Source organism: Cyanobium sp. Tous-M-B4 (assembly GCF_024345395.1).
Classification (GTDB): Bacteria; Cyanobacteriota; Cyanobacteriia; order PCC-6307; family Cyanobiaceae; genus Cyanobium_A.
Window position 1 is genome coordinate 260595 of the sequence record NZ_JAGQBA010000004.1, and the last position, 17776, is coordinate 278370.

The 17776-nt window shown below is 59.7% G+C and carries 15 protein-coding genes; 8 read left to right on the forward strand and 7 right to left on the reverse strand.

Annotation, left to right across the window (positions count from 1 at the left end; all coding sequences use genetic code 11):
- Positions 1-2: 2 nt before the first annotated feature.
- The 3 genes from KBY73_RS09860 to KBY73_RS09870 are packed head-to-tail and all read right to left on the reverse strand — an operon-like array spanning position 3 to position 1113.
- Positions 3-356, reverse strand: coding sequence for a DUF2752 domain-containing protein (locus KBY73_RS09860; RefSeq protein ID WP_254936900.1), 354 nt, complete (start codon positions 354-356; stop codon positions 3-5).
- Positions 353-775 (reverse strand): TM2 domain-containing protein, encoded by a 423-nt coding sequence (locus tag KBY73_RS09865; protein WP_254936981.1) that lies wholly within the window; start codon positions 773-775, stop codon positions 353-355. Before KBY73_RS09865 ends, KBY73_RS09860 begins: the two co-directional genes overlap by 4 nt.
- Positions 775-1113, reverse strand: a complete 339-nt coding sequence (locus KBY73_RS09870) for a DUF2605 family protein (protein ID WP_254936901.1) — start codon at positions 1111-1113, stop codon at positions 775-777. Before KBY73_RS09870 ends, KBY73_RS09865 begins: the two co-directional genes overlap by 1 nt.
- 65 nt (positions 1114-1178) lie before the next feature.
- On the opposite strand from KBY73_RS09870, the gene thrS reads away from it, so the two are divergent.
- From thrS to KBY73_RS09905, 7 genes are all read left to right on the forward strand, one after another.
- Positions 1179-2996, forward strand: coding sequence for a threonine--tRNA ligase (gene thrS, locus KBY73_RS09875; protein WP_254936902.1), 1818 nt, complete (start codon positions 1179-1181; stop codon positions 2994-2996).
- Positions 2993-3985: a glucokinase gene (locus KBY73_RS09880; RefSeq protein WP_254936903.1), complete on the forward strand. Its 993-nt coding sequence runs from the start codon at positions 2993-2995 to the stop codon at positions 3983-3985. The genes thrS and KBY73_RS09880 overlap by 4 nt, the downstream gene beginning before the upstream one ends.
- A 27-nt stretch (positions 3986-4012) precedes the next feature.
- Complete coding sequence (gene thrB / locus KBY73_RS09885) at positions 4013-4978, forward strand: homoserine kinase (RefSeq protein WP_254936904.1); 966 nt, start codon at positions 4013-4015, stop codon at positions 4976-4978.
- 104 nt (positions 4979-5082) lie between these two features.
- Positions 5083-6672 carry an NAD(P)H-quinone oxidoreductase subunit 4 gene (locus KBY73_RS09890; RefSeq protein ID WP_254936982.1) on the forward strand — a complete coding sequence of 530 codons (1590 nt, stop codon included), beginning with the start codon at positions 5083-5085 and terminating at the stop codon, positions 6670-6672.
- A 52-nt stretch (positions 6673-6724) separates the two neighbouring features.
- Entirely contained in the window at positions 6725-8809 is a 2085-nt protein-coding gene (locus tag KBY73_RS09895) for a M3 family metallopeptidase (protein ID WP_254936905.1), read from the forward strand.
- On the forward strand, positions 8809-9918 hold the full coding sequence (locus KBY73_RS09900; RefSeq protein ID WP_254936906.1) for a phosphotransferase enzyme family protein: 1110 nt from the start codon (positions 8809-8811) through the stop codon (positions 9916-9918). Before KBY73_RS09895 ends, KBY73_RS09900 begins: the two co-directional genes overlap by 1 nt.
- Entirely contained in the window at positions 9915-10499 is a 585-nt protein-coding gene (locus tag KBY73_RS09905; RefSeq protein WP_254936907.1) for a DOMON-like domain-containing protein, read from the forward strand. The genes KBY73_RS09900 and KBY73_RS09905 overlap by 4 nt, the downstream gene beginning before the upstream one ends.
- Before the next feature lie 470 nt (positions 10500-10969).
- Here KBY73_RS09905 and KBY73_RS09910 read toward each other — a convergent pair whose 3' ends face one another.
- Both KBY73_RS09910 and KBY73_RS09915 read right to left on the reverse strand, forming a co-directional pair.
- Positions 10970-11494 carry a hypothetical protein gene (locus KBY73_RS09910; protein ID WP_254936908.1) on the reverse strand — a complete coding sequence of 175 codons (525 nt, stop codon included), beginning with the start codon at positions 11492-11494 and terminating at the stop codon, positions 10970-10972.
- 89 nt (positions 11495-11583) lie between these two features.
- Complete coding sequence (locus KBY73_RS09915) at positions 11584-12102, reverse strand: hypothetical protein (RefSeq protein WP_254936909.1); 519 nt, start codon at positions 12100-12102, stop codon at positions 11584-11586.
- 320 nt (positions 12103-12422) lie between these two features.
- Between KBY73_RS09915 and KBY73_RS09920 the strand changes: the two genes are divergently transcribed.
- The gene (locus KBY73_RS09920) at positions 12423-13046 is read left to right on the forward strand and encodes a hypothetical protein (protein WP_254936910.1); all 624 of its coding nucleotides are present in this window, start codon (positions 12423-12425) and stop codon (positions 13044-13046) included.
- A 75-nt stretch (positions 13047-13121) separates the two neighbouring features.
- On the opposite strand, the gene KBY73_RS09925 is transcribed toward KBY73_RS09920, so the two are convergent.
- Together KBY73_RS09925 and KBY73_RS09930 are read right to left on the reverse strand one after the other, a co-directional pair.
- Positions 13122-17003, reverse strand: a complete 3882-nt coding sequence (locus KBY73_RS09925; RefSeq protein ID WP_254936911.1) for an FkbM family methyltransferase — start codon at positions 17001-17003, stop codon at positions 13122-13124.
- A 430-nt stretch (positions 17004-17433) separates the two neighbouring features.
- Positions 17434-17742 (reverse strand): hypothetical protein, encoded by a 309-nt coding sequence (locus tag KBY73_RS09930; RefSeq protein WP_254936912.1) that lies wholly within the window; start codon positions 17740-17742, stop codon positions 17434-17436.
- Positions 17743-17776: the final 34 nt, after the last annotated feature.

Sequence of the window (17776 nt, forward strand, 5' to 3'; positions counted from 1 at the left end):
GTTCAGGCCGGCAAAGGCTGGCCCTGGCTCCAGCCCCAGAGCCGCAGCAGCCAGTAGCCAAATGCGAGCAGCGCGGCGGCACAGGCCAACTGCAGCAGCAGCCGAGAGGCCAGGCGGCCGCCAAAGAGAGTCCAGAGCCCCAGGGCCAGCGCAAGCCCCACCAGCACCGGGCCAAAAGCGTGCCACTCCAGGGCCTGGGCTAGGTCGCCATGCAGGGTCGCCAGCACGGAGCGCGTTAAGTAGCAGGTGGGGCAGGGAATCCCCGTGAGCTGACGCAGGGGACAACTCCACAACCCCATGGGCAGCGCCGCTCCAGCCGCCAGCCCCAGCAACAACAAAAAACGTCGCTGTCTCAAGGCTCCTTGTAGATCACCCGGCCCCGATCGTCATTGCCGACATCTAAGAGCTCAGCGTGGAGCAACCTTTGAATCTCATCACGCACCTGGCGACTCTCCACCCCAGCCGGCAACTCCATCTCGACAAGGGCGTCATTAAGGGTGAAGCCCAGCTCGCCTCGGCGCCTCGCCAAATGGACTAGCTGCCGCTCAACCGAGAGGGTCGAGCCCTGCGACACCAAAGGTCGGTTCGCCTGGTCAACCAGTTCGGGCATCAACCAGAGATCAACCAATTGGCCCACGAAGCAGAGGCCAAAAGTGAGCAACCACAGGGTGCCGCTGAGGGGCTTGCGGTTGTAGAAGCGATGCACGCCACACACTCCCACCAGGCCTAGGGCCCAGAGGACGTAGCCGAAAGCCAGGTTGCGGCGCTCGCCCATCACGGCAGGGTCACCCCATGGCGGCGCAGGGCCGCCGAAAGATTCCACACCGACAACACCAGTTGATGCCAGGGAGCCAGGGTCTCCATCTCGAGGGCCATTGGTATGGGAGCTGCCTGGCGCAAGCTTGTGGCAGCGCAGAGTTCCTTGCGGGCCTGCACCAGGTGATCGCGCAGGATCAGCTGCTGGTCTTGGGGCATCACCTCTTCTGGGCAGTGATCTAGCAGCAGCAGGCCCCGCTCAAACCAGGAACTGAAATCATCGAGCAGGGACCCGAGCAGCTGATCAAGCAGAACGCCGGGGGATTCAGGCTCGGGTGTTGGAGAAGAAAAACCCATGGGTCCAGCTTAAGAGCGCTGCGTAGGATCGCTCTTCGCCCTAATTAGACGCGCGATCAGTGCCCGTGAACCCAACCAGCTCCGAGCCAGCACCGATCGCCCTGCCCAAAACCAGCGAAAGCAACCAGCTGCTGCGCATCCGCCACTCGATGAGCCATGTGCTGGCCATGGCTGTGCAGAAGCTCTTTCCCCAGGCTCAAGTCACCATCGGCCCTTGGACCGAGAGCGGCTTTTATTACGACTTCGACAATCCCGATCCCTTCACCGAGGCCGATCTCAAGGCAATCAAAAAGGAGATGGGCAAGATCATTGGCCGCCGTCTGCCCCTTGAGCGGATCGAAGTAAGCCGCACTGAAGCCGAGGCCAGGATCAAAGCCCAAAACGAGCCCTACAAGCTGGAGATCCTGGCGGGGATCAGCGAGCCGATCAGTCTTTACACCCTGGGCGAGGAGTGGTGGGACCTCTGCGCCGGGCCCCACGTAGCCAACACCAGCGAGCTCAACCCCAAGGCCTTCGAGCTCGAGAGCGTCGCCGGCGCCTATTGGCGTGGCGATGAAACCAAGGCCCAGCTGCAGCGCATCTACGGCACCGCCTGGGAAACCCCCGAGCAGCTGGCGGAACACAAGCGGCGCAAGGAAGAGGCCAAACGACGGGACCACAGGCGCTTGGGCACCGATCTGAATCTGTTCTCGATCGAGGATGAGGCCGGGGCTGGGCTGGTGTTCTGGCATCCCCGCGGCGCTCGGATGCGCCTGTTGATTGAAGATTTTTGGCGTCAGGCCCATTTCGCAGCTGGATACGAACTGTTGTACACACCACACGTGGCCGACATCAGCCTGTGGAAAACCTCGGGCCACCTCGACTTCTATGCCGAGAGCATGTTTGGCCCCATGCAAGTCGATGAGCGGCAATACCAGCTCAAGCCGATGAACTGCCCCTTTCACGTGCTCACATACGCAAGCACCCTGCGCAGTTACCGGGAGCTGCCAATTCGCTGGGCCGAGTTGGGCACCGTTTATCGCTACGAGCGTCCGGGTGTGATGCACGGCCTAATGCGGGTGCGCGGCTTCACCCAGGACGACGCCCACGTGTTTTGCCTACCAGAGCAGATCAGCGATGAGATCCTGCGCATCCTTGATCTCACAGAGGAGATCCTTTCCGCCTTCGATTTCAAGACCTACGAAATAAATCTCTCCACCAGGCCGGAGAAGTCGATCGGCGCAGACGCCGTGTGGGAACTGGCAACCCAAGGCCTGATCGAGGCCCTCGATCGCAAGGGATGGGCCTACAAGATCGATGAAGGCGGCGGCGCCTTCTACGGTCCCAAGATCGACCTAAAAATCGAAGATGCCATCGGGCGAATGTGGCAGTGCTCCACAATCCAGCTCGATTTCAACCTGCCAGAACGTTTCGAACTGGAGTACGTGGCCGCTGATGGCTCAAGAATGCGCCCGATCATGATCCACCGGGCGATCTTCGGTTCGCTGGAGCGGTTTTTCGGGATCATGACCGAGAACTACGCCGGCGATTTCCCCTTCTGGCTGGCACCCGAGCAGATCCGGCTGCTGCCCGTTACCGATGAGGTGATGCCCTACGCCGAGCAGCTACTGGAGCAGCTCAAGGCCGCTGGCATCCGCGCCACCCTGGACCATTCCGGCGAGCGCCTCGGCAAGCTGATTCGCAACGGCGAACAGATGAAAATCCCCCTGCTGGCAGTGATCGGCGCCAAGGAGGCTGAAACAGGTGCGGTGAGCCTGCGCAGCAGACGCGAAGGCGACCTCGGCAACCTGAGCGTGGCCGACCTGCTGGCTGCAGCAGTTACGGCAAATGCCAAGCGGGCAGCTGGCCTGGGCCTGCCGGCGATCCCCACACCCGGCCAGTGACCACCCTTCTAGCTGGAGACATCGGCGGCACCAAGACCCTTCTCGCCCTCTATCAGCTGCAGGCCGGGGGTGAATTGGAGCTGCTGCGCAGTGAGCGCTACCTATCCGCCGACTGGGACGACCTGGCCCCGTTGCTGGCCACCTTTCTGGGTGCTTCCCAGCCCCCTCCTGCGGCCGCCTGCCTGGCGGTGGCAGGACCGGTGGAGGCGGGTAAGGCCCAACTAACCAACCTCCACTGGCAGCTCGATGGCACCCAGCTGGCTGCCGCCACAGGTATTTGGCGGTTTGAGCTGGTCAATGATTTCGCCGTATTGATCTACGGGCTGCCCCATCTCACCTCCCAGCAACAGGCGCCAATCCGCCCGGGGGTGGCGAGGCCGGAGGCGCCCCTGCTGGTGCTTGGTGCGGGAACGGGTCTGGGGGTGGCCTACGGGGTACCAACCCCGTCGGGTTTGGTGGCGGTGGCCAGCGAGGCAGCCCACGCTGAATTCGCCCCCCGCAACCAGCAGGAATGGGAACTCAAACAGTGGCTCGCCCGCGAGCGGGGCCTAGAGCGAGTCTCAATCGAGCGGGTGGTAAGCGGCACTGGCCTGGGCGAAGTGGCGCGCTGGCTGCTTCACATCCGCCACCCCGGCGGAGACCATCCCCTCTTCCCGCTAGCCGATGGGTCGGAACTGCCCGCTGCCGTGGCTGCCAGCGCTGCCTTAGGGGAAAGCCTGGCCTGCGAAGCCTTGGAGATCTGGATCGGCTGCTACGGCAGTGTGTGTGGCGATCTGGCCCTGGCGGGCCTGAGCCGGGGGGGGATGTGGTTGGCCGGCGGTACCGCAGGAAAGCTGCTGGAAAGCCTGCGCTCGCCCACCTTTAACCGGGCATTTCTAAACAAGGGTCGGCTTGAGCCGGTGCTGGTAAGCATGCCGATCACGGCCGTGGTCGATCCGGCCATTGGCCAATTCAGCGCGGCCTGCCGGGCGCGCATGCTGCTGGCCTGAGACACTGGGCGCAGCAGAAGTTGTCCCATGGTGCGCCCCCGGGTCGGACAAGGGGTTGAGGTTCACGTTCCAGCTACCACAGCCAACGTCGGTCCTGGCTTTGACTGTCTGGGGGCTGCCCTGGATCTCGACAACGTCTTCCAGATGCGCTGCATCGAGGGCGGCAGCGAGCGCTTTGATCTGATTATCGAAGGCAGCGAAGGAGCCCACCTACGCGGAGGGCCCGACAACCTGGTGTATCGCTCGGCCCAACGGGTTTGGAAAGAAGCCGGCGAGGAGCCGGTGGCCCTTGAAGCAAGAGTGCGGCTAGCGGTGCCGCCGGCCCGGGGCCTGGGTAGCAGCGCCACGGCGATTGTGGCTGGCCTGATCGGCGCCAATGCGCTGGTGGGCGAGCCCCTCAGTCGCGAGAAGCTGCTGGAGTTGGCCATCGACATTGAAGGCCATCCCGACAACGTGGTGCCCTCCTTGGTGGGGGGATTGTGCATGACAGCCAAGGCGGCCTCGCACCGCTGGCGGGTGGTGCGCTGTGAATGGTCGCCTCTCGTTCAGGCAGTGGTCGCAATCCCCGCTATCCGGCTCACCACCAGCGAAGCAAGGCGGGCCCTGCCGAAATCAATTCCAGTGGGGGATGCGGTGATCAACCTGGGCTCCCTCACATTGCTGCTGCAGGGGCTGCGCACCGGCAATGGCGACTTGATCACCGATGGCATGCACGACCGTCTTCATGAGCCCTACCGCTGGGGCCTGATCCATGGCGGCAAGGCCGTAAGGGAGGCGGCCCTAGCGGCGGGAGCCTGGGGTTGCGTCATCAGTGGCGCCGGTCCAAGCCTGCTTGCCCTGTGCCCCAAACCAGCGGCCGAAGACGTGAGTAGAGCGATGGTGCGGGCCTGGCACCAAGCCGGGGTGGAGTCCCGCTCAGAGGTGCTGGCCATCCAGCAACTGGGCAGCCGCTGGGAGCACTTGCCAGACCAGAAGCCCGCCGCCAGTGAGTAGATCTACTCAGTACAGCAACCAGGACTGATAGGTTGGTTGCAGATTTGAACAGCGCCTGACCTCGGCCCTGTTCAGCGAATCACCAGATCTGCAATCGGGCCGTGATGGACATCAACATGCCCCTGCTAGCCGCGTCCAGCCTGGGCGCTACAGCAGCGGAATCAGCCTTTCCCTGGCTGAGCCTGATCGTGCTGCTGCCGGCAGCAGTCGCCCTTGTAATGCCGCTGCTGCCAGGAGATGGCAGCGACCCCAAGTGGCCCCGCACCCTGGCCCTCGCCACCCTGGCAATTGACCTTGGTCTAATGGTGTTCTGCTTTAGCAGGCACTTCGATGGCTCCAGCAGTGATTTGCAACTGGTCGAAAGGGTCAGTTGGGTGCCGGCCATGGGCCTGGAGTGGTCCCTGGCGGCTGATGGCCTCTCAACACCATTGGTACTGCTCTCAGGCCTGGTAACCCTGCTTTCGGTGGCGGCCAGCTGGAACATAAAGAGCAAAACCCGCCTTTATTTCGCCCTGATGCTGGTTCAGGCCTCAGCCCAGGGCCTTGTTTTTCTCTCCCAAGACTTTCTACTTTTCTTCCTTGCCTGGGAGCTTGAGCTAGTTCCTGTATATCTATTAATCGCGATCTGGGGTGGCAAGCAACGACAATACGCGGCCACCAAGTTTATTTTATATACCGCCACAGCCTCCCTGCTCATCTTGTTGAGCGGCCTTGCTCTTGCTTTCTCAGGCGACAGCTTCAGCTTCAACCTCTCAGAGCTAGCCAGCCGTTCCCCCGGTGGCACCTTTGGCCTGCTCTGCTATCTGGGCTTCCTGGTGGGTTTCGGGGTGAAATTGCCAATGTTCCCCCTCCACACCTGGTTACCCGACGCCCACGGTGAAGCAAATGCGCCCGTATCGATGCTGCTGGCAGGAGTGCTGCTGAAAATGGGTGGCTACGCCCTTCTGCGCTTCAACGTGCAGATGCTTCCGGAGGTGCATCTGAGGCTGGCACCAGCCCTAATTGTGCTCGGCATCGTCAACATCGTCTACGGCGCCCTGAATGCTTTTGCCCAGGACAACGTCAAACGGCGCATTGCCTGCAGCTCCGTGAGCCACATGGGTTTTGTGCTGCTCGGTATTGGTGCAGTAGATGCCCTTGGCATCAGCGGCGCCATGCTGCAGATGATCAGTCATGGCCTGATCGCAGCTGCCATGTTCTTTGTTACCGGGGTGTTTTACGAACGCACCGAAACCCTTTCAATCCCCAACATGGGCGGCCTCGCCAAAGCCCTGCCGATCACCTTCGCCTTTTTCCTTGCCAGCTCTCTTGCTTCCCTTGCCCTGCCAGGCATGAGTGGCTTTGTGAGCGAGATCACGGTGTTTCTCGGCATCACCGCAAACGACGGCTTCACCATCGGTTTCCGGGTGATCGCCATCGTGCTGGCGGCGATCGGACTAGTGCTAACCCCTGTTTATCTGCTCAGCCTCTGCCGCCGGGTGTTCTTCGGTCCGAGAATTCCGGCCCTAGCAGTGGTTGGAGACATGCGTCCGCGGGAGCTTTTTATTGGTCTCACGCTGCTGATACCAACCCTGGCGATTGGCTTTTGGCCGCGGCTAGCAATTGATGTCTATGAGGCCTCAACCAACGCCCTGGCCCAGCAATTGAGTGCAACTGCCCTGGTTGCCATGGGCCGGGTCACCGCCCTGGGCTAGTTCACAAAAGCTTGTTGGATCGGCTGGAATAGGTGCACTAAATCCCCCATCCATGACCCTGAGCGTACCCCTGCCCTTGCTGGTTGGTCAGGGGCTTCCGCCCTTCGATGCGATCACGCCGGAGCAGGTAGAGCAGGCGATCCCTGCCTTACTAAGCGAGCTAAACGAATCGCTCTCCGCCCTGGAAGCCACGCTGGAATTGCGCTTAGGCCAATCCGAGTCGCTCCGCTGGGAGGAGGTTATGGAGCCTCTGCACCAGCTAGGCGAGCGGTTGCGCTGGAGCTGGGGGGTGGTGAGCCATCTCAATGGCGTCTGCAACACACCAGCGCTGAGGGAAGCCCACCAACAGCAGCAGGGGGCCGTGGTGCAATTCGGCAACCGCGCTGGGCAATCGCGAGCGATATATCGGGCTCTCAAGGCACTGCAAGCCAATCCCAGCCAGCTCGATGCCACCCAAATGCGCATCCTGGGGGCGGAGCTACGGGACATGCAATTGCGGGGCGTGGGCCTGGAGGGGCAGGAGCAGCAAGCCTTCAACGCCGCCTGTGAGCGGCTCGCCGAACTCGCCACCGCCTTCGGCAACCACGTGCTCGATGCCACCAACGGCTGGAGCCTCACTTTGAACAGCGAAGACGAACTGGCCGGCTTACCAGCCAGCCTGCGGCAGCTGCTGGCCCAAGCTGCGACAGATGCTGGTGAAAGCGGCTGGCGCCTGGGGCTAGACATGCCCAGGGTGGTGCCCTTTCTAAAATTCAGTGAGCGCCGGGACCTGCGCGAAAAGGTCTACCGCGCCCAGGTGGGCAGGGCAGCAAGCGGCGAACTGGATAACAATCCCCTGATTGCCCAAACCCTGGAGCTGAAGTTGAAACAAGCCCAGCTGCTGGGCTATGCCAACTGGGCCGAGGTAAGCCTGGCCTCGAAAATGGCCGGCTCGGTGCATGAGGTGGAAGGCCTACTTGAAGACCTGCGCGCTGCAGCCTTTCCAGTGGCCCAGCAAGAGCTCGCCGCCCTTGCTGCCTGCGCAAGCCGTCACGGAGCACCAGAGGCAGCTGAGTTGAAGCCCTGGGACGTGAGCTATTGGGCAGAGGTGCTGCGGCAAGAGAGTTTCGAGCTCAACAGCGAGGCGCTTAGACCCTGGTTTTCCCTGGAGCAGGTACTGCAAGGGCTATTTGTTCTTTGCCAGCGCCTATTCGATATACAAATAGTGGCAGCCGATGGGGAGGCGCCGATCTGGCATAGCGACGTGCGCTACTTCCGAGTGCTCGAAGCCTGTAACGGGGAGCCCCTAGCAGGCTTTTACCTTGATCCCTATAGCCGCCCTGGCAGCAAGCGCGGTGGAGCCTGGATGGATGAATGCCTCGGCCGCTCCCGCAGCGCCAGCGGCGAGCCTGTGTTGCCGGTGGCCTACTTGATCTGCAACCAGAGCCCACCGGTAGGGGACACCCCCAGCCTGATGACCTTCGACGAGGTGGAAACCCTCTTCCACGAATTTGGCCATGGCCTCCAGCACATGCTCACCACGGTGGAGCGGCCCCAGGCCGCCGGTATCAACAACGTGGAGTGGGACGCGGTAGAGCTACCCAGCCAATTCATGGAGAACTGGTGCTATGACCGGGCCACCTTGATGGGCATGGCACGCCACTGGCAGAGCGGCGAACTGCTACCGGAGGCCGAATACCAGAAGCTGCTGGCAGCCCGCACCTTCATGGCTGGCGGCGCCACCCTGCGCCAGGTGCACTTCGCCCTCACCGATCTACGCCTGCACAGCCAGTGGACCCCCGAAAGCGGTGAGAGTCCAGATCAACTGCGACGCCAGATCGCAGCCACCACAACGGTGCTGGAGCCCATTGCCGAGGATGCCTTCCTCTGCGCTTTCAGCCATATTTTTGCCGGCGGCTATGCGGCCGGCTACTACTCCTACAAGTGGGCCGAGGTGCTCAGCGCCGATGCCTTCAGTGCCTTCGAGGAGGTGGGCCTGGAGCAGGAGGAGGAGATCGTTGCTACCGGCCGCCGTTTCCGCGACACCGTGCTCAGCCTCGGCGGCAGCCGCTCCCCAGCGGAGGTGTTCGAAGCCTTCCGGGGGCGTCAGCCAAGCAGCGAGGCTCTGATCCGCCACTCCGGGCTGGTGGCCGCCTGATGGGAGACTCCGCTCCAGATCTGAACGCCATCGCCAGTCGCTTTGACCTTCCCGCAGCGGTGACCACAATCACCCCTCTGGGCAACGGCAACGTCAACGACACTTACCGGGTGGACACCGCCACCGGTACTTGCTTTGTGCTTCAGCGGCTAAACACGGCTGTGTTTCCCCAGCCAGAGCTGGTAATGGCCAATCTGCTGGCTCTGGCGCGCCACGTGAAGGCCAAGGGCGATCAAGCGGGCTGCCAGGTGCCCAGCCCCGTTCCCTTACTCAACGGCGGGGAATGCCTGCTGAGACAACCGGATGGATCCGCGTGGCGCCTGCTCACCTTCATTGCTGGCACCCACAGCCTTGATGTGCTGGAAAACGGCGAACAGGCGGAGCAGGTTGGCCGAGGTCTGGGGCGCTTTCATGCTTTGGTGCACGATCTGCCCGGAAACCAGCTGCACGACACCCTGGAAGGGTTCCACGTCACACCCCGATACCTGGAGCGCTACCAGGATGTTTTGACTAACAGTGCAGTGCCGCCGTGCCCAGAAAGCGAGGCCTGCCAGCTAATCGTGGAGCAGCGGCTCGACCTGGTGCCGGTGCTGGAGAACGCGCGACAAGCAGGATGCCTGCAGCTCCGCCCAATTCACGGCGACCCAAAGGTGAACAACGTGATGCTCTGCCAAACCAGCGGCCGGGCAGTGGCTCTAGTCGACCTGGACACCGTGAAGCCGGGCCTGCTGCACTACGACATTGGCGACTGCCTGCGCTCGGCCTGCAACCCCGCCGGCGAGGAGTGCACAGATCTAGAGGCGGTGCACTTCAACCTGGAGCTAGCCGAGGCACTGCTGCGGGGATACCTGGCCGAAGCGGGCAGCTGCCTGAGCGCGGCCGACTTAGATCACCTCTACGACGCTATCCGCTTGCTGCCCTTTGAACTGGGGCTGCGCTTTTTCACCGATCACCTGGCCGGCAACGTGTATTTCAAAGCCAGCCATGCCCGCCAGAACCTAGTTCGCGCCCGAGTGCAGTTTCGGCTCACCGAAAGCATTGAGGACCAGGAGCCGGCGCTTCGCGCATTGATAGCACGACTGACTTCCAGCAATGAACTGCTGCCATGACTGAATCCTCCGGTAAGGCTTACCAAAAGGTTTCCTTTGAGCTCACCCCTTTTAACAAGGAAACCAATCAAGACATCAGCATCACAGGCTCGGTTGTTTTGTTATCTGGAGAGTTGCACATCCAATACACCCTGCATCAAGCCTCCCACGACACCTTTAGCCCGGTGCTGTGGCCCCCAACTAAGACCAAAGCCAGCCGCCGCGATGGAATCTGGCAGAGCACCTGCATGGAGCTGTTCATCAGCACGCCATCGATGCAACGCTACTGGGAATACAACTTCTGCCCCTCAGGCGACTGGAACATCTACCAGCTCAATGGTTACCGCAGCGATCTCCAGGCCGAGCCCAGCTGCCACCAACCCTCAATCACCCAAGACTCACATGCAGGAGGCGATGAGCTGGCAATTATCACCCAACTGCCACCGGCGCTGATCGATCAGCGAGAGCTGATCTTGGCTATCACGGCCGTGCTGGAGCAGCGCAACGGACAACTGAGCTATTTTGCCCTTCAGCATGGCGGTAGCGAAGCGGATTTCCATCGCCGCGATGGCTTTCAGCTGCGTCTGCAACAGCCGGCATGATTGGCGGCGCGACGAAGTCGCGAATCAATTAAATACGCTTGGATTCATGAAATCCCCTTGCAGCAGGGGAGCTAGGGCTGGCGCATCAAGGGGTTCAGCCGCACTGGGAAGCCGCGGTGACTCGATCATAGGCGCAGATGGTGGGTCCTCCCCTGCGCACACAAGCGAACCATCACCTGCTGGTACACAGCGAGGGCCAGCTGAACGGCCATTGCCGCTGGGCGGATTAGTACAAGAGATCACACCACCAAGGGACTGAATACAGGTGAAACTGCGGCCGGAAGGGGTCGAGCAGGTGTTGGTGCTGCCAAGGCTACGAATGCAGGTGAGCGTTTCGCCCCCCTCCCAGCCCGCGCAGGTTTGGGTGCCATCGGAATTGTCGGTGCAAAACACATCAAAACTCGATGCTCTGGCACTGAGGGGCAGGGCCAGAAGAGTAGGCAGCAAAAGCAACCTGAAGCCAATACGCATCACAAACCAACCGCCAGCGCGAGGGAAGCACCTGGGCTACGACGCAAAGGCAGCAAGGGAATGCCCAGCGCCTGCAGCTCAGCTTGACGCAGACGGAAGGCGCGCAAGCCTTTCGGTGTTTCGCGGTAGACGCCGACTCTCACACCGTCGGCATCGGCATGCAGGGTGGGTTGCTGGAGGTAGGAGGCCAATTTGGCCGCCTGATCGGTGGTCTGGGGGTCGGCGTAGAGATAAATCAGGGTTTCTGCCACGGTGGGCTCTGCCAAAACCACCGGCTCGAGGGGTCGTGAGGCGGGCAGTGGAGGAGACCAGGCCAAATTTGCCTGAGGATGGAGAGGGTCGTACACCAGCTCAAAGGGAAGGCGCAGCCGGCGCTGTAGGGCGCGCCCGAGAGCATGACCCTGGCGTGCATCGTCGAACTCCCCCACCACCACAAATGCCTCGCCGTCCATAGCGGTCAAGCGGCCGTCATGCACCAGAGCCATCACCTGCTCATAGGCATCGGCCGTTGGCACAGCCAGCATCAGCCGAACCCGTGGCCCAGCGAGCGCGGGGGCTGCCAGCAAAAGCACCCCAACCCAGATAAACGCGTGGATTGGTTGAAGGAAAACTCTCAAGGGTTAAACCGCTGCCGCACTGGGGGTTGGGCTTCGCCTTGGGCTGCCATGCCCCGTGGCATCACGCCCTGGCAGAGCTGGGCAAACTGACCAGTGAGGCTGGCCACGCGCATGATCTCAACGCACTTGATCGCGGTGACCAGATTGATATCGGCCTGGGTTTTGCGTGCCTCGGTATTTGCTCGTACCACCTGGCTCTGGAGCGCTTGCACTTGAGCCTTGCCGATTTCCTTGCAGATTTCGGCATTAGCACCACCTATAGGAAATGTCATGCTCACAATGCCGCCGTAATTATCACTATCCACCTGGGCACCGATCACATCACCGTTGCTGTTTCCCGAACCGCTGCCGCCAAATCCAGCGACTGAAAAAGTGGGGGTGGGGCAGTTGATACCGGGCCCGAAGCCGTAAAAAGAGTTGGTATTGATCTGGGAATTGTTCTGGTTATTGACCGTAGTGCCAGCAGCAGTTGCAGCCGACGAAGCACTTGCCGTGGGTACCTGTTGCGCCACCACGATTCTGGTGTTGCCAGAGGAAACAAGAGCTAGCAAGGCACAAGCACGAAGCGCTTGCTGGCGTAGCCGGCCAGCAGGCCAAAGGCCGAACATCCCCAAAAAACGCAAAAATTTACGTTTGCATTATGGGGCATTAATTGGATATCAAGCCCATAAAAGCGAACCCAAAAGACCAATTTGGCCAGCGGCAGGAAAAATTGGTATCAGAGGATACATAAAAAGAAACAGGGGCTTCATGATGCCTTAAGGTTTCACAATCCCTTAACAAGTCCGAAGGCCGCATTAAGCGGGCTTGGGGGGCAAATTCCTGCATTGCTTCCATGAATCCCAAACTCAACCTCATCCTCACCGCTGCCGGCGCCGGCATCGCCTTGCTTGGCCAAGGCTTGATGCTGAGCCCTGCACAAGCTGGCCCCAGCCTCAACGCCATAAGCGGCCAGTCCTTCAACGCTGGTGCCAATTTCAACCTTCAGCAGGCTCAATCTTTCTCTGCTACAGGCAACTACTCGGGCACTGTTAATCCATTCGCAGTAACAGAACAAAGTACTGCTTCTGCGTCTTCTACCAATTTTCCGGGTATTGCAGGCAACCTAAGCGCAGGGACCTCGACACTCACCGCCGCATTCGACAAGGATGGCTTCCAGAACACCAGCGATACCACTTCTTTTGCCGTACAGGCTGGTGTCGTCGGCCTTGGTGGTAACGCTCCAACCGCTGGGGTAACTACAAGCGACGCAGGTCCAATCGTAACGGCACGTCTTGCACTAGGTATTGTATTTAATCAAGATGCCACATCTGGTATACCAAGCATCGCCATCACAGGTGCCGGAAGCGATAGTGGCATTATTAGCGCATCCATTACCTCCCAGGCAATCGGTGCCAGTGCTGCGAGTGGAAACTTCACAGAAAGCCTGAGCGTGCTTAACAGCCTCTCGGCATTCTGACCTGAAGGCACGGTCAAATTATAGGCACGGCGAAAGTCGTGCTTTTTTTGTCCTCTGCTAAAAGAAGTACATAGTTCAGCTGCTGCCACCAGCACACTGCTCAAGCATTTGCATAAAAGCCTGTTCGAGCGCACCGCAGAGAGAAGCTCCATCCCAGAGCTCAGAAGCACGCACCTGCCGGTGCAACTGGAGTTTTAGTAGGTTGGGCTGGCTCAGGCTAGCGGCGGCTAGCTCAGCGGCCTTAGCTGCAAACGCCGAGGGGTCACGGCTGATCCATCCTTCGCGACCCAAGGCTGTGAGAGCAGAAGAGCTCATGCGACCACCCATCCAGTCGCTTTGGATCGCCAACAGCGGCACACCCATACAGAGCGCCTCGAAGCCGGTAGTTGCACTGGTCATCGGCGTGGTGTCGAAAGCAATGTCCACCTCGTTGTAATGGTCCATATGGTCATGCCAGTCAGCCAATCGATCAATGAAAGTGATCCTATCGAGATCCACTCCTAGATCAGCAAGCGCCTGCGAGATGCGATCCCGCACGGAAGAGTTAGCTGAACTCTTATCTTTCAACAGGAGCTTTGCAGAGGGCACCGATTGCAGCGCCGCTGCCCAAAACTCTAGGCAGCGTTCTCCCACCTTAAGTAAATTGTTGAATGAGCCAAAAGTGATCGGTGCGCCTTCCCGCCGATCTCTTAGGGGCGGCGGTGCAAAAGTGGGTGCATAAGTCGACCAGCAGCGCGGCAGCGTCCAGATCTTTTCACTGAACTGGTTCTGGAGCTCAGGCGGTGTCAGCACCGCATCACCAATTATGTAATCCATGTTGGTTAGGCCGGTGGTGCCGCAGAAACCGACGTAATGGCACTGAACCGGTGCAACTCGATGACGCAATAGACGCAGCGGGTTGTATTCGGTCCAGCCACTCGTGTCGATCGCAACGGCGCAGCTCCTTTGACGCAAGACCGCAACCGCCTCCGCTTCATCTAGGCCGGTGAGATCCACCAGCTCGTCAGCCAGTTGCTCCAGCTCTTTGGCACGGGCTTCGCGCCGGCGGTGGGTGAGGGCTAGAACCACCTTAAAGCTCAGACGATCGATGCCCCGCAACACCGGCTCAAGGAAGCAACTAACAGAATGGTTGCCAATATCCCCCGAGATCAAAAGCAGGCGGATTGGTGCTGCGTCGGCCAAGACCTGGGCTGCAATTGGCTCGCGTGGCGGGAAGGGGTCGACCAGGAGGGTTGGGTATTGCCTCCAGAACTGTTCCGCTTCCATGCGGATACGCACACCATCCTCACCATGGCAGAACAGATCGAGATAAAAGCGTGAGCTGTACCCTTGGTAGAAGGATGGAGTAACAGCCACAGCTTGTTTTAGAGCAGCTATCGCATCCTTGAATTTACCAGCCGACGCCAACAAAGAACTGCGGCAATAGTGAGCTGCGTAGAGACTGGGATCAATTGCTAACGCTTGATCGAGAGAGAGATGGCACTCTTGATCGCGATAGGTCTCTTGAAGCAGGCAGGCCTTGGCGAGGTGGCTCATTCCGCAGCTTGGTTGGTTGGTCAGCATGGCCTCGATCGCTTCACTTGCGGCCTCGGGCATGCCGATCATCTTCAAGACCTTAATTTTTATCCAATGGATCGGCAGCCAGTCGGGATCGATTTTCAGCCCTTGTTCAGTAATCAGAAGGGCCTGCTCGAAATCATCGAGCAATTGATGGGCCCTGGCCAGGCCGAGGTAAGCCTTGAGCTCATCTGGATTGAGCTGAATGGCCGTGCGAAAGGCAACAATTGCCTCCGGTAGGCGATTGAGTTCGAGCAGCCCGTCGCCCAGATTCAGATGGAACTGCGGATGGTTGGGATTGATCGCGATCGCCTGGCGCTGGCTGGCAATGCCCGTCTCACTCTGGCCATCCGTCAGCAGGGCGAGGCCGAGATTGGAGAGGGCTTCGGGGTACTCGGGCTTAAGCCGCAGTGCCTCGCGAAATGCGGCGATAGCCTCCTGCAGGCAATCACCCCTGCTTCTCAGGGCAAACCCCAAATTCGACCAGGCAGCGGGGTAGGCGGGCCTGAGCTCCAGTGCTTCGCGGTGGTGCTCAATAGCCTCCTCGAGCTGGCCCTGTGCCTGCAGGGCAACTCCCAGCCCGGTATGGGCTTCCGGCAGAGCGGGGTTAAAAGCAATCGCTTTGCGAAATGCCTTGATCGCATCCTCGGAGCGTCCGGCTGTCTGGAGCGCATTGCCAAGGTTGAGCAGGGCCTCGGGATAGGCCGGCTGCAAGGCGATTGCCTGCTCCAGCAGCGGAATCGATTCAGCGGCGCGACCAGCAATCTGGTGGAGGGCAGCCAAGTTCGCGCACACCTGGGCGTCGGCCTGGCCGGAGGCCAGCAGCCACTCATAGATCTGCTGGGCTTCGTCGTAGCGCTCGGCCCCAATCAACTCCATCGCCTGCTGCTTGGACTGCTGCAGGGAGACTGAAGCCAGGCCTGGGCCTATGGAACCCTCGGAACGTTGCGGGGTCTGGCAAAACTGGAGGGGTAAAGGCAAGCAGTTGATTGGGCCCTGATAGCGCTGCTGAACCAGCTGCATACGACGGTAGATCGGATCCGGAATAAAACCGAGACTATAAATTCTCTCCAACCTTGGAATTGCATCTTGACCTGTGTAGAAGCCTGAAAAGCTACTGAGTTGTTCAATGGCAGATAAGGCTGCTGCTTCCAGCCAGGTTTCAGCTAGTTCTGCAGGAGTGAGTGAATCAAATGTCGGTTCTGGACTGAGGAATGGTTCATAAAGATCCAGCCGACTACCACACTGGAGTTCCCCCACCAATGCATTAAGCGCATCAACGGCCTGAACTCGTTCACCACAAGCCCGTGCCACCCTTGCAAGGCTCGCCAAGCGGCCAGGGTTACATCCGGGCTGGTAAACCTGCTGCAATAGGACAAGGCTTTGTGACAGCGCGACAGATCTACTTGCGGTCGGTTGCTCATGATCTTGAGCGAAACACCACGCTGCCATGGCACTGCAAACTGCGGCCCTGTCGGTTTGCTGTGGATCAAGTTCCCAGCTCACTGCCAGCCTACTTGCATAGGGTTTCTCTTTCAGTGCTTTTAGGCAAGGATCCATGAAGACGGCGTCTTCTGAATCAGTTGCAATGGCATGGGGTCCATCTACAAGCAAGCCATCAGCGGCCAATGTCGCGATACGGTCAGGCTTTGCTGCGAACAGGTTCAGCAGGTAACCATCCACTTGGTAATCTACAGCAAAGGGAACCAGAGCGTTTAATCCTGGAATCAGCTGGAAGCTTTGATAGCCCAGTTCCTGAAAACGCAGCACCAGATCGAGGTTCAGTTTGGTGCCAGCTTTCACTTCAAACATCACCAGAGGCGAGAGCTCCTGGAAAAACCTCTGGCCACCACTGAGAATCCGATCTTCCTCTCCTTCAGCGTCGAGCTTCAAGAGGTCAACCCTGTTCCAGGCATGGATGTCCAGGCAGCGATCTAACGTTGTGATCGCTACCGAAGCACCGCAACCTTGCTGGCCCGCTAATTCCAGCGAGGAGGGATGAACGAGGCTGTTGAGCTCAGAATGGCCAGGCATCTTTAGCCAGGCTGTGCCCTCTCGATCAGACAATGCCTGTTGCACGACTTGCAGCCAGGGCGTGTGGTTCGCTGAAGCACTCTTACGCAACAGCATGGCGGTTTCCGATGCCGGCTCGAAGGCCCAAACCTGTCCACTCGCTCCCACTTTCCGCGCTAACGACAGTGCATACACTCCGTAGTTCGCACCAATATCCACGACCACATCGCCTGATTGCACCAGTTCCCTTAGGAACTTGATTTCATCCTCAAACCAGTCTCCCTGTTCCTGCAGTACGTAGGAGGTGATTAACTCCAGCGAATCCGGCACAACCACCTTGGTGCCATCCACCAGCTCAACGATGATTGGGTCGGTGGAGCTGGCCATGGGCTGATGCATTCTCTTTGTCACTGTAAGGGTTTTGGATCAGCGGGGCATAACAAGTGCATGAGGTCGAGCTTTTGTGTGTTTCTTGTTATTTTCTAGATAGTGCTGGTCGTGAGGCCAGGCCTGAGTCTCAGCCTTCGTGGAAAACAGCTCGATATTGAGGAACTAGTCCCTGAATGAGTTCTCCGCCGATGGCGCCAGTTGGTTGGCCTACGTAGAGGTGCTTCCGAAGAAAGTGAATTGAATATTCTGCCGCGAAGGCTCTATGCAATAGTCATTCACAATTCCGAACAACGAAACCACTGGCCCGCGCGCTACCTCAGGATCCAAAATCCACTAAGGAAGTGATCGGCCCTCGGCTAGCGCTCAACTCAGCATCGGCTCAATTAGATGGTCTATTGATGAAAATGGTGCGACAAGCATCTAGCGATCAATAGGTAAACACCGAATAACCCCAATCACTAAGGGTGAACAGACTCAGCCCCTGGAAGCGGCTGCGCTCATCCGAGCTTGTGGATTGGGAGAAAGAGCCAAATTTCTCGGAAGGATCCAGGATCCGGTAGGCCGTCGTGCCATCGGACCGTTTGATCAGCTCAACATTGCCCGACTCGATCGCCACCTGCTGGCCGCTGCTGTCGCTGCGGCTGCTCACCGCTGTGCGGTTCTGGGTGCCCATGCCATTTGAGCGGCTGTAGCTCCAGCCAGTCACTTGCGGGATGCGCTGGCTACGGACCGGCAAGCCTCCGGCCAAGCCCAACAGCAAACAAGAAACG

Coding starts and splice junctions, on each gene's coding strand:
- KBY73_RS09865 (WP_254936981.1), bottom strand. CDS start 775: ATGGGCGAGCGCCGCAACCTGGCTTTCGGCTACGTCCTCTGGGCCCTA.
- KBY73_RS09870 (WP_254936901.1), bottom strand. CDS start 1,113: ATGGGTTTTTCTTCTCCAACACCCGAGCCTGAATCCCCCGGCGTTCTG.
- thrB (WP_254936904.1), top strand. CDS start 4,013: ATGGTGCGCCCCCGGGTCGGACAAGGGGTTGAGGTTCACGTTCCAGCT.
- KBY73_RS09890 (WP_254936982.1), top strand. CDS start 5,083: ATGGACATCAACATGCCCCTGCTAGCCGCGTCCAGCCTGGGCGCTACA.
- KBY73_RS09895 (WP_254936905.1), top strand. CDS start 6,725: ATGACCCTGAGCGTACCCCTGCCCTTGCTGGTTGGTCAGGGGCTTCCG.
- KBY73_RS09900 (WP_254936906.1), top strand. CDS start 8,809: ATGGGAGACTCCGCTCCAGATCTGAACGCCATCGCCAGTCGCTTTGAC.
- KBY73_RS09905 (WP_254936907.1), top strand. CDS start 9,915: ATGACTGAATCCTCCGGTAAGGCTTACCAAAAGGTTTCCTTTGAGCTC.
- KBY73_RS09910 (WP_254936908.1), bottom strand. CDS start 11,494: ATGCTGGCTGTGCCAACGGCCGATGCCTATGAGCAGGTGATGGCTCTG.
- KBY73_RS09920 (WP_254936910.1), top strand. CDS start 12,423: ATGAATCCCAAACTCAACCTCATCCTCACCGCTGCCGGCGCCGGCATC.
- KBY73_RS09925 (WP_254936911.1), bottom strand. CDS start 17,003: ATGGCCAGCTCCACCGACCCAATCATCGTTGAGCTGGTGGATGGCACC.